We start from the raw sequence: 13,964 nt of genomic DNA on the forward strand, positions 1-13,964 counted from the left end.
GGGTGTGTGGTACATGTTTGTGTGATGTATTAGAAGGTGAGCCTGACCATCGTGATGTGTATTTAACGGATGAAGAAAAAGAGAGTAATGACCAAATACTCGCATGTTGTTCAAGATCAAAAACCAAACAACTTGTATTGGATATTTAAAATTTTAATTACATATCTTCATTTAAATACTATTTCGATATAAAAACGGATAATCAATGAAAAGTATGCGGCTTCAACAGCAAAGTAGTTATTCATGGGGATGGATTTTACTTTTATCTTTATTAATGGCATTGGGTCCATTATCAGTTGATATGTATTTGCCAGCTTTAAATCATATGGCTGGAGATTTATCTGTTAGTGTGCAAAAAGTTTCAAATACATTGCCTGCATATTTTCTAGGATTAGCTATAGGACAGCTATTGTATGGTCCCATCAGTGACGCAATAGGTCGAAAAACGCCACTGTACATTGGATTAGGAATTTACATTTTAGCAAGTTTACTATGTGTATATGCTCAAGATATAAATCAATTAATGTATCTTAGAATAATACAAGCTCTAGGTGGATGTGTAGGAGTAGTTATAGTAAGGGCAGTTGTTAGGGATTGTCTTACTTTACAAGCATCTGCTCAAGCATTTACTACCTTAATGATGATTTTAGCTATTGCACCAGTGATTGCGCCAAGTATTGGTGCACTTATATTGGAATATTATCATTGGCGCACGATTTTTTTATTATTAGCATTAATGGGTATAGCTTGTCTACTTGGCATTCATTTCTTCTTTAATGAATCACTACCGAAATCACAGCGCACGAAATTCCATATTAAAAAAAGTTTTAATTCCTATGTAGACCTCATAAAAGATCACACATTTTATCTTCCTATGTGTATAGGAGGATTGTCTGGCGGAGTGATGTTTACTTTTTTAAACTCGGCTTCTGCTGTAATGATTGGGGAATTTGATCTAAATGAAAAAGTTTTTGGTTTGATTTTTGGATTAAATGGAATTGGAATAATATTACTTTCATTTCTTAATAAAGTTCTAATAAAGATATGGAATATAAAATCAATTTTATTTTTAGGGTTGATGATTCAAGCACTAGGAGTCTTATTGCTAGGTGTAGGGTGTTTTTACAGCTTTAAGATTTTAGTTTTTATTTCAATATTTATAATAGTTTCTACAATGGGGTTAATAGGTCCAAGTTCATTAGCATTAGCAATGAAAAATCAAAATAAGCGTGCAGGTGCAGCTAGTGCAATGATGGGTAGTATGCATTTTTCCTGTGGTTTAATAAGTGGGATTGTTTTAAATTTTATTTTTTTTAATGCTTTAATTAATATGTTTGTTGTTATGAGTATTTTTATTTTAATAGCATTAATACTGTATTTTTATGCTTTAAAGGAATTATAATTTTTTATAAAGGCCTATAAATAATCCTAATCCTGCTTAAGGAAATGACACCACTTATTTTTAAGGTTTATCTATCATTTTGTGATGAAATGTCTATGCTTTGATCGGCTTTGTTGCACAAAGATTTGAAATGCAAAGCGCCCCTAATTGAGCCAAATTTAAGACGTAACTTGAGTAAGTGGTCGACCTAATTCCGTAAATCTGTTGAGGACTGCTACACGTGCATGAACCTCATTGACTTGGCTATCAAAGCTCCTTGCACTGAGTTTATCTCCTAATAATTTGATGCAGTGCATTTTAGTCTCAACCAAACTTCGGCGATGATAGCCTGACCATTTTTTCCATAGTGTCCTACCTAAACGTTTAACTGTTCGAAGTAATTCATTTCGCTTTAGCAAGCTGCTCTTTGTATCTTTCCATGGTTTCGCATTTTTTCTAGGTGGAATCACCGCATGCGCTTGCCGATCTGCAATGGCCTGACGGCATTGCTTGGTGTCATAAGCTCCATCGGTATAAACAGAGTCAATCTGCTCATCTTGTGGAATCTGATCAAGTAAATCACCTAGTACCTGTGAATCACTGATATTATTGGTTGTGAGCTGAATAGCACGTATTTGAAGAGTTTCAGCATCTATAGCACTATGTAGCTTACGCCATTGGCGACGATATTCAGGTCCATGTTGCTTGCGTTTCCATTCGCCCTCACCTAGAAACTTCAAGCCTGTAGAGTCCATGAGTAGATGCAGCCCATAGCTACTTTTTTGGTAGCTGATTGCAATATCAATATACTTTTGTCTTCTACAAAGCGTACTGTAATCTGGCGCTGTCCAATTTAATCCGCAAAGTTTAATCAGACTTTGCACAAAGCCAGTGACCATACGTAAAGACAGACGAAATAAGGATTTAATCATTAAGCAGCATTGGATGGCTGCATCGGAGTAGGTTTGATTTCGCCCTTGTTTGCCTTTTGATGGAGCATACCATTGCGTAGCAGGATCAAACCAAATAGTAATATTTCCGCGATGAATGAGTGCTCGGTTATATGCGGGCCAATTGGTTGTGCGGTAGATTTTATGTGTAGGCTTCTTCATTTGTAAATTATATTATTGAAGAAGCCCTTAAGAACAGCTTTGTGCAATAAAGCCGCTTTGATCTAATAACACTAAAAATTAATCATAAAATTACGTTTATGTCATGATTTTAAAGAAAATACTTATCCGCGATTCGGGTTATAAATAGAGATTATTTTAAATATTATATTATTACTTTGGTTTATTGGGGATAATATTTTATTTTATTTTTTTATATATAGAGTGTTTAATTGTTTTTAAATCAGATCATTTTGCTTTTAGCTATTTTAATAAAAATATTATTAAATGGAAGTTTGCAAAAATTCTAAATATTATTAATTTAATTTTTAGGGATCTGTTTTTGGCTATTAATGGGTATTCAGTAGAACAATGTGATAGGTACCATATGTCGAAACAGTTAAAACTTACTCAATCAGTAATAATATTAATATTTGCTAGTACGGCCATGATTCAAGTACATGCAGATTTCATCGAAGACAGTAAAACCAGTCTTAATCTTAGAAATTTTTATTTTGATCGATCCTATGATCAAGATCATCTGCCAGCATTTGGCAGCTGGACACAAGGGGCAAACCTAATTTTTGAATCAGGCTATACTGATACGCCGCTTCAAGTGGGATTGGACGCGAGTATTCGTTATGCTGTTTTACTTGATAGTGAACATCGTCAGACCAGTGACTTGATCGTGCCTTATGATCCTGCCAAAGGTGAATTAAAAAGTGATTATGCTAAATATGGCGTCACCCTAAAATTAAAAGCAGGTAATACTGAATTAAAAGTTGGTGAATTGTTGCCAAGAACACCTATTGTGTATTTTGATGATTCAAGACAGTTGGTGACATCTTTAGCTGGAGCCATGCTAGAAAATAAGGATATTCAGAATTTAAAAGTTACTGCAGGGCGTATTACATATACAAATGCCCGTAATGATGACGAATACCGTAAATTGAGTATGCAGACTGCGGGGCCTGTCAAGGAAAGTGATGGACTAAATCTATTCGGTCTGGATTATCAACTTACTCTAGACTTGTCGACATCTTACTGGTTTGGTCAACTGGAAGATATTTACCAGCAACATTATGTAGGCGTTAATTATAAAAAACAGCTGGATCAAACCAAAGTCAAATTCGACTTGAGCTATTTCTATAATGAAGAAGATGGTGATGCCTATTATGGAAAGATTGACAGTCAAGCCTTGGGGGGAATGACCACACTTCAGCATCAGAATCACCGGTTTACGGTCGGTCTGCAAAAGAACATCGGAGACAGTAGTTTCCCTTTACTGACCGGTTATTCTCCACAACCGTATTTACAGGCTTGGTCTATCCTGCCATTTAATAATCCAGAAGAGTCTATTTGGCATTTCAGTTATATCTATGACTTCAAAGACTGGAGCCTACCAGGGGTTAAGACGCGGTTTGCCTATCATCATGGTGATGGTATCCAGCGCAAAGGTCTTGCAGATAACAAGGAAATTGAACGCGTATTCAGCCTATTATACCACCCAAATCAGGGCTGGTTTAAAGGATTAGGATTTGAATGGCGCTATACCGATGCAGATATTAAATATGGCGCAGGGATGGAATCAGGTAAGAGTTTTGAGGAACACCGTTTAATCACCTCTTATACCTTCAAGTTCTAAAAATTGTAGTAATCCTCATTGAGGTGGTATTCACCTGCTTACAGGCCCTAGATCTAGGGCCTGTAATTTTTTCTGTGGGTCTTAAATAATTTTAAGCCTAATTTAGTTGTTGTTTTGTTAAAAATATATATAAAACAAAAAGATAAATTCTTTATTCGTGCTATTTATTTTAGTAAAAAAACATTAATGACAGTTATTTGTTCTAGGGAGATTTTAAAACTATAAGTAAGGATATCTGATCATTATCCTTAAGGAATATCCATGTATACCATCGAGCGACTTTACGATTCCATTTGTCTGGAGGAAAGTAAAAAGTCTGAGTTTGAAGAATTGCTCAAACAAGTTGCAGTAGAAAGTACGTCATTTTCGGAACTGTCCTTTATTCCACAGCATATAGTTGATTTGATGAAAAAGGCCGGATTTTTCCGTGTTTCAGTACCCCGTATTTTTGGCGGTAATGCAGGCAATCCACTACCATTTTTACAGTCTTTGGAAAAACTAGCTTCTGTAGATGGCTCTGCTGCCTGGGTAGCCAGTTTTGGTTCATCAAATTATTACCTAGCTGCTTTACCTATCGAAACCCAGAAAATCATTTATCAGGATGGTCCAGATCAGATTTTTGCCGGAGGTCTGTTCCCGGTACAGTCAGCTACTCGTATTGATAATGGCTGGGAAGTTTCGGGAACTTGGAAATTTTCCAGTGGTTCTAAAACAGCAGATTGGTTAGGTGTCGGTATTTGTGAAAGTGCCAGTGGTGGTTTCCAGGACCGTCCACGAACCGTGATTCTTCCTAAAGACAAAGTCGAGGTATCAGAAAACTGGGATGTTTTTGGCATGGAAGGTACGGGTAGCCATGACTTAAAAATTACTGAGCAGTTTGTTACTGAAGACTGGTCGTTTGTCCGTGGTGCACCTGCGTTGGTGGATGAACCTCTGTATCACATTCCAACGGTAGCTTTCTCCGGTCAGGTGCATACGGTGGTAGCACTTGGTTTGACTTTTGCAGCGATTCAAGAACTTTTACAGATTTGTAAGGGACAGACCACGACTGGTGCACCAAAATTGGCTGATCGTGCTTATTTCCGTATGGCTTTATCCAAAAATACAGCATCTTTCCTCAGTGTTCGCAGTTATTTCTATGAGATCTGTCATCGTGTCTGGGGGGAAATTGAGAAAGGCAACGAGATTTGCAAAGCGCTAGAAAATGAAATGCGTCTTTCAGCAACCTATACCGCGCATTCCTGTGCCGACATTGTCAAAAACTGCTACAGCATTTCCGGCATTAACGCCATTTTCAAACGTCAGAAGATGCAAAAAATTCTAAGAGATGTGCTGGTTATTACTCAGCATGCGCATATCAATGAATCTGTATTTGATGGCGCAGGGGCAGTGATGACTAAAACAGAGCCATTCAAAGGATATATCTAACAGCAGGACATGAAATTCATCAAACAAATAAGAGGAAAAAATTTTGATTAATACACGTGATTTTAGAAATGCATTAAGTAAATTTCCGACGGGTGTCACTATTATTACAGCTTATGACAAGAATGGAGAAAAAATCGGCGTTACAGCTAATAGCTTCAATTCAGTATCTATGGAACCACCTTTGGTGTTATGGAGTATTGATAAAAATGCCTACACTTATGAGTCTTTTACTCAAGGAGGATATTTTACTATTCATATATTGCGTAAAGAACAATTAGATCTGTCTAACCGTTTTGCACGTCGTGGTGTCGATAAATTTGCTGGCATAGAACTGCATCAGGACAGTCAGCGAGCACCTCGTTTGGCTAACGTGTCAGCTTGGTTTGAATGCCGTTTATGGAATGTCTGTGATGCTGGGGACCATGCCATCGTGATTGGAGAAGTGTTGCAATATGGTTATGAGCAGGATGTTGATCCATTGGTTTTTTGTAATGGAACATATGCCATACATGAGACTCATCCTTTATTAAAAATATAGTAGGGAGTAACAATAATGTCTACACCAGTGACAAAAAATGCAATTAGTACCAATATGGAACCATCAGCTATTACAACCAAGCTGGTAGTATTCCTATGTTTTATCGCGATGATATCTGAAGGCTACGATATCGCAATTTTGGGGGTCATTATTCCGACCCTCTTACAGGAGGCGAGTTGGAATTTAACTGCCGTGCACATGGGTTATATTGGCAGTGCAGCTTTTTTTGGAACACTTATTGGGTGCTATCTTTTTAGCGCGTTAAGCGATCTATATGGACGTAAAAAACTATTAATTGCATGTCTGATTATTTTTACTACTTCAATGATCGGGGCTGCCATGGCACAAGATCCGATTAGCTTTGTAATTGCTCGTGGTATTTGTGGTCTCGGGGTCGGGGGTATTATTCCAATTGCCTGTGCTTTAACTTCTGAATATTCTGATGAAAAAAATAAGAATTTCTATTTCGCCCTAATGTATTGTGGTTATCCAGCTGGTGCATTACTAGCAGCATTGGTGGGAATGTTCTATCTGGATCAGTATGGATGGCGAACATTGGTGGCAGCAGGTGCATTACCATTATTATTAGTACCTGTATTTATCAAATTTCTTCCAGAATCCATTTCTTTCCTACTCAGTCATGGTCGTAAAAAAGATGCTTTGCAACTGGCTGATAAAATCGGAATCTCACAGAATTCAATTGAAAGCTATCAGGTGAGCAAAGAAAATAAAGTTAATATTTTCTCTTTACTGAAAGAAATGTTCTCGGTCAGGCACTTGCGTGCAACAACCTTATTTTGGAGTTCACAGATTGCAACTGTACTTGGTGTATATGGCCTGAGTACGTGGTTACCACAAATTATGAAGACTAATGGTTATGGAATTAGTTCTAGCATTTCTTTTCTAGCCATCTTTATGCTTTCTGCAGGTCTAGGCTCACTATTTATTGGGCGTTTGACAGATCGTTTTAATACTCGTAAAACAATTGTACTGTTCTATCTCATAGGTGCAGTCTCTATTTTCGGCCTATCCTTTAACTATAATATTGCAATAACTTATGTGCTCGTTGGTTTAGCAGGTATGGGTATAATCGGTGTAGGAATGGTGCAGCTAGGCTATATCACGCATTATTATCCTACTAAGATTCGTGCCAGCGCCGCTGGATGGGCTATTGGTGTGGGTCGTATTGGGGCGATTATGGGACCGATTGTTGGTGGCTATCTGATGGCAAATGGCTCTAATACCAGTGCCAATTTTTACCTCTTCTCTGCGGCAGCCCTGATCGCTGCCATTAGTATTTTCTTTACACCCAAAAATATTGGTAATCACTAAGTTAGGATGGGAGGGTTTTGTATATGGACAAGGTGATTCTCATCACGGGTGCGGGGGAAGGTATCGGATTTGCAATTGCAGAATATCTGGTGAGCCAACAGTATCAGGTAATTTTAACTGATGTTACACTTGCGAAAGCTGAAGCAGCAGTAGCAAAGCTGGCAGTGAATAATGCATTTGCTCTCAAACTGGATATCACTGATCAAGTAGATTTTAATGCAGTATCTGGCTGGATTAAAGAAAAGTTTAGCAAGTTGGATGTGCTAATTAACAATGCAGCTATGACCAAAACCACTCCATTGTTTGAAATCTCGGCTGAGGAGTTTGTGGAAATTAGTCGAATCAACCAAATGGGAACTTTCTTGGCCTGTCAACTTTTTGGACAATGGATGGCGCAGCAGGGGCAGGGACGTATTATCAATATGTCTTCTCTTGCAGGCCAGAATGGTGGTATCGCTGTGGGAGCACACTATGCCATTTCTGAAGGTGCCATTTTGACTATGACCAAACTATTTGCCAAGGCACTGGCTGGATCAGGGGTTACAGTCAATGCCATTGCCTGTGGTCCGGTAGATTCACCCGCATTTCACCGTCTTGTGCAGGCGGATGAAATTCCGGAGATTCTGAAATCAATACCAGTGCATCAATTAGGTGATATGAGCTTTATTGCACAAACCATTGAGTTGTTAATCCAAAATAATTCAGGATTTGTTACTGGAGCAACTTGGGATATGAATGGTGGCTTATTGATGCGCTAATTATTTTTGTAGAAACAGTTTGCGAATAAAAAAATCATCTGAAGATGATTTTTTTATAGCTAGATCATTAATCCAAAAATATAGCGAACTCTTCTAAAGGTACCCGAGTGGTTTGAGAAATATTAATTATATGGGAAGGGTCAGCATAGCCGAGAGCCATACCACAGACTAGTTCTTCATTCTTATCTGCATTGAGATGATTAAGTACGATAGAGTGGAACTTATTCCATGCAGCTTGTGGGCAAGTATCAAGTCCTCTAGCTTTGGCGCACAACATTACATTCTGCATTATCATCGAAATATCCATTTTAGAACCAATACCTAAAGAGCGATCTACAGTAAAGAAAAGTCCTACGGGAGCACCATAAAATTCATAATTATGTAAAAGCTGTGCTTGCATTTTGGTTTGGTCATTTTTACTGATTTTGAGTAAACCATATAGCCAAGCACCATTTTCTTTTCGATGATTTAAATAAGGCTGTTGCCAAACTTTTGGATAGTAAGCGAAACTTTCTTGATATTGTTTAGCTATATCAGGTTGCTCAAATATTTTTTTTTGTGCTTGATAAACCTCTGCCACCAATTCATTACGCTTCTGACCGCTAACAACATATACTTTCCAGGGTTGTGTGTTAGTACCTGAAGGTGCTCAGGAAGAAATAGTTAAAATATCTCTAATGAGTTGCGGTTCGGCAGGCTTATCTAAAAAAGCACGGGCGGCGTATCTCGATTGAATTATCTGATCAATCAGCAGAGTTCCATTTGAATCCATTTTAAATTCCTTAAAGAGAGGGGGCTTTAAAATTATTTAAAATAATTTCACTCATCCATTTTATCGAATGATTATTTTTAAATAATCTATGATAATAAAGCCCAATATCAATAGTATTTCCTGGTATATTAATATCTATAATAACAAATTGATCGTCATAATTAAATCTTTTAGCAAATGATTTAGGGATAATAACGCCATAATCTGTTTTACTTACTATCTCTGGAGCTACAGAATAGTTGGGAATATTTAATACAGTTCTTTTTTCAAACTCATTATTAATATTTTTAACTAAATCAGTATGGCCAGTGGTTAAAGATTTTACTCCGATTAATTCAATATTTTTTAAAATAATATCAATTTCTTTGTTGTAATATGGATGGTCTTCTCTAATCATTAAAACAAATTCATCATCAAATAGTTTTTCATATATTATATTGTCCTTACAATTTTTTAGTACAGGTAAATGTCCTATAGCAAAGTCGATTTCTCCATCTCGCATTGCATGGGCTAAGTAGCTTTGTTGGGCCTGAATAACATCAATATTTACTTTATTATCATGTTCTTCCATTAATAAACAAATGGAAGGCATGAAATAAGATTGGCACATATCTGACATAGAAAATATAAAATTATTTTTAATTTTTATTAGATTTGTATCAGGCAAAGTAGAAAGAATTAACTCCTTAGAATTGAGTAAATTATTAGAGATATTTTCTGAGAGAGTGGTTGGTAACATTCTTCCTTCTGTACGAATAAAAAGTTGATCATTATACAGATTTCGTAGTTTTTTTAGCGAATGGCTAATGGCTGGTTGGCTAATTTGTAATAATTCAGCCGTCTTCGTTAGGCTACCCGTTTCATATAATGCACAAAAAATTCGTACAAGATTAAAGTCAAACTTTACATCCATCAATGTGTCCTTTTATCGTATAAGCTTAAATTAAGCAAAATTCATTCCATTAATATCGAACCTATTAGTTTATTTTTCACTTATAATATAAAAATTATTCAATTGAAATAGTAATTTATGTTTCTATAAAAAATTCCCTTAAATTAGCATTTAAATTTACATGGTAGATTATTAAATAATATTTTATATTATTAATATATTTTGTTGGAAGTTTAATACACCTTGACTTAGCAAGATGTATTATTCTTTAAAAATGAAATAATGATTTGATTGAAAAACTCTGGTTGCTCAATATTTGAAATTTGTGAGGGCGTATGGTTGGGATATCGATAAGCAACGTTTCTATTGATCTGAACATATCGCTATATAATCCATTATTTGATATCACATACCATATTTGAATTTATTTTGCGAAAATAGGCTATAAATAGTATTTTAATATACTTAAAAAGTATTTAATGGGGCGATTCAATGGAACTGAAAACTTTAAAATATTTTGTAGCTGTAGTAGAAGAGAAAAGTATAACTAAAGCTGCCTCGAAATTGTGTATGGCACAGCCTCCTTTAACGCGTCAAATTAAAAATTTAGAGGCTGAACTAGGGGTAACATTATTTGAACGAGGAATACGTCCAGTAAAAACAACAGAAGTAGGACAATATTTTTATCAGTATGCTGTTCAAATATTAACCTTGTCTGCACATGCTAAATCAATGGTAAATAGATATAAAGTAACCGATAAAACAGTACGAATAGGCTATGTAAGCTATTTATTGGAAATTACCAGAATTAATTGATTATCTAAGAAGCCACATTAATGGAGTTAAAGTTGAGTTGGTTGAGTGTGGAACAAGCGATCAAGTTGAAGCTTTAAAACTTGGAAAATTGATATTGGATTTGGAAGACTAGGAATTAGTGATCCTTCAATAAAAAGAAAAATTTTAGAACATGAAAAGCTTTTACCTGCAGTACATAATAATTATGCATTAGGCCACTATCATAATGAAGGTATTTTCTTATCACAAATATTAAATGAAATCATATATATGTACCCAAATACCCCTAAGCCAAATTTTTCAACTTTTATTCAGAATATTTTCTCTGAATTAGACCTAATACCACAAAATTTGACTGAAGTAAGGGAAATTCATATGGCACTCGGATTGGTTTCATCAGGTGAGGGAGTATGTATTATTCCAAAAAGTGCAAGCGCTATTGGTATACAAAACTTAAAGTTTCTTCCCATCCTAGATGAGGAAGCGTACAGCCCAATCACGTTGGCTTATCGAAGTATAGATAATAATGAATATATTCAGCAGATTTTAGAATACATGAGTGATTTTTAGAAATATTGAAATTGTATTTCTCCTATCTAATAAACTCTATGAAGGAGCTGTTGATATTTAATAATGATAATTAGATAAAGACGCAGCCTTAAAGTGATAGAAGTTTCATAGTTCTATGAATAGCCATGATCCGCATAAAGCTTTGCTTCTAAGCCTTCAATTAAATGCTCAACCATTTTGATGTCAGCAATATGCCTATTGGATAGTGCTGAGCTTACGATCTCGCCAAATTGATACATCACGATATGTAATTTACAGCCATAAAACCAACCCATCGAACTTTTACCACGAGATATAGTTCTGACTAATGATTTATGGCATTGAATTCGTTAATTTTTGCAGAACGGTAAAGTGGTTGAGTCAACCCATAAATATCGGCCATGTTGGCTTCTCATCAAGGTGACATGTAACGCGTGTAGTGCCAACTGATGTGTATCATCCGTTGGTAACAGGGTAAGTTTTTAAATAAAAACTTTTATCCTGCTTCACCAATGAAAAGAGTGCTTTGAAGTTGTGGAAGTGACAAAGATTTATACTAAATGGTAATAAAGGTAATTTCTGAGAGACTTAGTTGGGTCTGTCAGATTTTTAAATAGCGCCGACTTTGCTTAAGAAATTTCTAATAAGTTGCTTCAAATTTAAGAAAAAAGTCATCAATTACACAGAATAATTTGGTATGAGCCATATATGGTGCAATAAATCAGGACTAGGGCTTTAGTTTTGGGGTGATAACTCAACTGATGGCACTAGTCCTTTTATTTTTAAAGTCAATTTCTTATCCGCGATTCAGGTTGTATATATTTTAATAGTAGGGTTTTTACTATAAGCAGGAATTATTTGTAGGAAAGGAATAGCCTCTGTATAAATTAAATCAATTGAATAGTGAAATATTTTCTTGTGACATTTCACTAGGGAATTAGGGGAGGTGAAATGAGTTCAATCATAAAATATTTAAATATTGGTAATGGAGATATCAAGGTTGTTGTTAAGGATACTATAGACATTGAAGGAACAATTACTACAGCTGCTAGTAAGGCTTTTGAACATAATCCTAAGGCACTAGTTAATGCACAAGTAGTCACGAATATTCTTGAAAATAATTGTCGAATTGTAGGCAAAGCTAATTTACATGAACTTGCTTTTGGTGTTACTGGAGTTAATGAGTTAACCGGAACACCTATTAATCCCCATTATCCTGAGCTTATTCCAGGTGGATCATCGAGCGGGTCTGCGACAGCTGTTGCCGAAAAACTCTGTGACTTCTCTATCGGAACTGATACCGGGGGGTCTATCCGTTTACCTGCAGCCTGTTGTGGAATTTACGGACTTAAACCAACATTTGGTAGGGTAAGCCGTCAAGGTATTCTTCCTGAATCATCTACGCTGGATTGTGTTGGGCCCTTTGCAAATGAGATGACCATGCTGATCCAGGCTATGACAATTATTGATCCTACCTTTAGCTCGGAGAAATTGCTCTTTAATCAGAATATTAAACCACGAATAGGGGTATTAAAAGTTCATGCTGATAAATTTATTTGGCAAAGTATCGAAAAGCTCATTAATCAAGTCGAAAATATTCAGTTTGAAGAAATTGAATTAAATCTATTTCAAGCTGCTCATGAAGCTGGAATGACATTAATAAGCTATGAAAATTGGCAGTCATTCTCGTATCTAATACATACTGAAAAATTAGGACCAGATGTTTATAAACGGTTAACATCGTCTGTAAATATTACGCTAGATCAATATAAAAAAGCCCAAGAGATTCAAAGTCAATTCAAACAAGAATTAGAACAAATTTTACAAGAATTTGATGCTGTGCTGTTACCCACTTTACCTATTATTCCTCCTAAAGTGAGTGAAATTACAGATTCATTAAAGTTGCTTAATCTAACAGCTTATGTACGTCCTTTTAATGTTTCAGGTCATCCTGCAATCTCAATTCCGTTACAAACCGAACAAGCAGAACCAGTTGGTTTGCAATTGGTTTCAGGGCTAAACCAAGACGAAAAGTTATGTGCAATTGCACAGCTGTTTGAAAAATATATTAAGGATTAATTTATGAGGCAAGAAATTGATATTGAAGAAATATTATTTAGATTAGAGCAGCTAGAATCTCAGCAGTCAATTCGTAATTGTATAAATCGCTACATGGAAATCTGTGACCATCTAGATGCAAATACAGATCTTGATGAGCTTATGGCGCTATTTGATGCTGACAGTATTTGGGAAGGCATTGGTGAGAAATACAGTAAAAGTTTTGGGCGTTATGTAACATGGCAATCCATTTATGACATGTTTAAAAGCTATACCCAAAAAGATTCGCATTTTCTCATGAATGCTCATTTTGTAAGTTCCGAGCAGATTAATGTTGAAGGTACAACCGCAAAGGGTAGTTGGCTGATGCTTCAAACTTCAACTTTTAAGAATCTTCAAAGCCATCTCAATGCAGCCAAATTGACCATTGATTTCCGTAAAGACTCCAGTGGTCAATGGAAGATCAAACACTTTCAAACAGAAAATATTTTTAGTCGTCCGGTGGATCACTGGAACAGCACTGCTGAATTGCCTGTACCAGAACCAAAAGTGCAGAAGTAAAAGCACAGGACGCAAATTAAATAGGAAATAGATATGAATAGCCTGATTCCAACACAAAATATCGAAATTGATTACAACGAACTGGTTCAAAGTGACCGTGTACATACTTCGCTGTATAAAGATTCAGCCATTTTTGAAGAAGAAAT

At 35.9% G+C, this 13,964-nt stretch carries 12 protein-coding genes and 3 pseudogenes; 11 read left to right on the forward strand and 4 right to left on the reverse strand.

The window, feature by feature from the left end:
* Together AC1M9J_RS14435 and AC1M9J_RS14440 are read left to right on the forward strand one after the other, a co-directional pair.
* Positions 1-149, forward strand: a 149-nt coding sequence (locus AC1M9J_RS14435) for a 2Fe-2S iron-sulfur cluster-binding protein (protein WP_481952551.1), incomplete at its 5' end; no start/stop codon positions are given.
* A 56-nt stretch (positions 150-205) separates the two neighbouring features.
* Positions 206-1,402, forward strand: coding sequence for a multidrug effflux MFS transporter (locus AC1M9J_RS14440; protein ID WP_481952546.1), 1,197 nt, complete (start codon positions 206-208; stop codon positions 1,400-1,402).
* Positions 1,403-1,560: 158 nt separating this feature from the next.
* On the opposite strand, the gene AC1M9J_RS14445 is transcribed toward AC1M9J_RS14440, so the two are convergent.
* Positions 1,561-2,493 (reverse strand): IS5 family transposase, encoded by a 933-nt coding sequence (locus tag AC1M9J_RS14445; RefSeq protein WP_481952547.1) that lies wholly within the window; start codon positions 2,491-2,493, stop codon positions 1,561-1,563.
* Between the two features lie 385 nt (positions 2,494-2,878).
* Here AC1M9J_RS14445 and AC1M9J_RS14450 point away from each other — a divergent pair, with 385 nt between their 5' ends.
* From AC1M9J_RS14450 to AC1M9J_RS14470, 5 genes are all read left to right on the forward strand, one after another.
* Positions 2,879-4,135 carry an OprD family outer membrane porin gene (locus AC1M9J_RS14450; protein ID WP_163169537.1) on the forward strand — a complete coding sequence of 419 codons (1,257 nt, stop codon included), beginning with the start codon at positions 2,879-2,881 and terminating at the stop codon, positions 4,133-4,135.
* 405 nt (positions 4,136-4,540) lie between these two features.
* Positions 4,541-5,563 carry an acyl-CoA dehydrogenase family protein gene (locus AC1M9J_RS14455; RefSeq protein ID WP_481952548.1) on the forward strand — a complete coding sequence of 341 codons (1,023 nt, stop codon included), beginning with the start codon at positions 4,541-4,543 and terminating at the stop codon, positions 5,561-5,563.
* A 43-nt stretch (positions 5,564-5,606) separates the two neighbouring features.
* Positions 5,607-6,101, forward strand: coding sequence for a flavin reductase family protein (locus AC1M9J_RS14460; RefSeq protein ID WP_481592503.1), 495 nt, complete (start codon positions 5,607-5,609; stop codon positions 6,099-6,101).
* A 15-nt stretch (positions 6,102-6,116) separates the two neighbouring features.
* Positions 6,117-7,433 carry an MFS transporter gene (locus AC1M9J_RS14465; RefSeq protein WP_481952549.1) on the forward strand — a complete coding sequence of 439 codons (1,317 nt, stop codon included), beginning with the start codon at positions 6,117-6,119 and terminating at the stop codon, positions 7,431-7,433.
* 23 nt (positions 7,434-7,456) lie between these two features.
* Positions 7,457-8,191: an SDR family NAD(P)-dependent oxidoreductase gene (locus tag AC1M9J_RS14470; RefSeq protein WP_168397118.1), complete on the forward strand. Its 735-nt coding sequence runs from the start codon at positions 7,457-7,459 to the stop codon at positions 8,189-8,191.
* A gap of 67 nt (positions 8,192-8,258) precedes the next feature.
* Here AC1M9J_RS14470 and AC1M9J_RS14475 read toward each other — a convergent pair.
* Positions 8,259-8,963 (reverse strand): annotated as a pseudogene (locus AC1M9J_RS14475) (nitroreductase).
* A 10-nt stretch (positions 8,964-8,973) separates the two neighbouring features.
* On the reverse strand, positions 8,974-9,876 hold the full coding sequence (locus AC1M9J_RS14480) for a LysR family transcriptional regulator (RefSeq protein ID WP_481952550.1): 903 nt from the start codon (positions 9,874-9,876) through the stop codon (positions 8,974-8,976).
* Between the two features lie 471 nt (positions 9,877-10,347).
* Here AC1M9J_RS14480 and AC1M9J_RS14485 point away from each other — a divergent pair.
* Positions 10,348-11,220 (forward strand): annotated as a pseudogene (locus AC1M9J_RS14485) (LysR family transcriptional regulator).
* 119 nt (positions 11,221-11,339) lie between these two features.
* Here the strand turns inward: AC1M9J_RS14485 and AC1M9J_RS14490 are convergent.
* A pseudogene (locus tag AC1M9J_RS14490) lies at positions 11,340-11,905 on the reverse strand (transposase); the annotation flags it as partial.
* A gap of 245 nt (positions 11,906-12,150) precedes the next feature.
* Here AC1M9J_RS14490 and AC1M9J_RS14495 point away from each other — a divergent pair.
* From AC1M9J_RS14495 to AC1M9J_RS14505, 3 genes are all read left to right on the forward strand, one after another.
* Positions 12,151-13,278, forward strand: coding sequence for an amidase (locus AC1M9J_RS14495; protein WP_168397100.1), 1,128 nt, complete (start codon positions 12,151-12,153; stop codon positions 13,276-13,278).
* A 3-nt stretch (positions 13,279-13,281) separates the two neighbouring features.
* Positions 13,282-13,818, forward strand: a complete 537-nt coding sequence (locus AC1M9J_RS14500) for a nuclear transport factor 2 family protein (RefSeq protein WP_163169551.1) — start codon at positions 13,282-13,284, stop codon at positions 13,816-13,818.
* Between the two features lie 33 nt (positions 13,819-13,851).
* The coding region (locus tag AC1M9J_RS14505; RefSeq protein WP_481592506.1) for a hypothetical protein at positions 13,852-13,964 on the forward strand (113 nt) is incomplete at its 3' end.

Source organism: Acinetobacter sp. ANC_7588, from assembly GCF_056783995.1.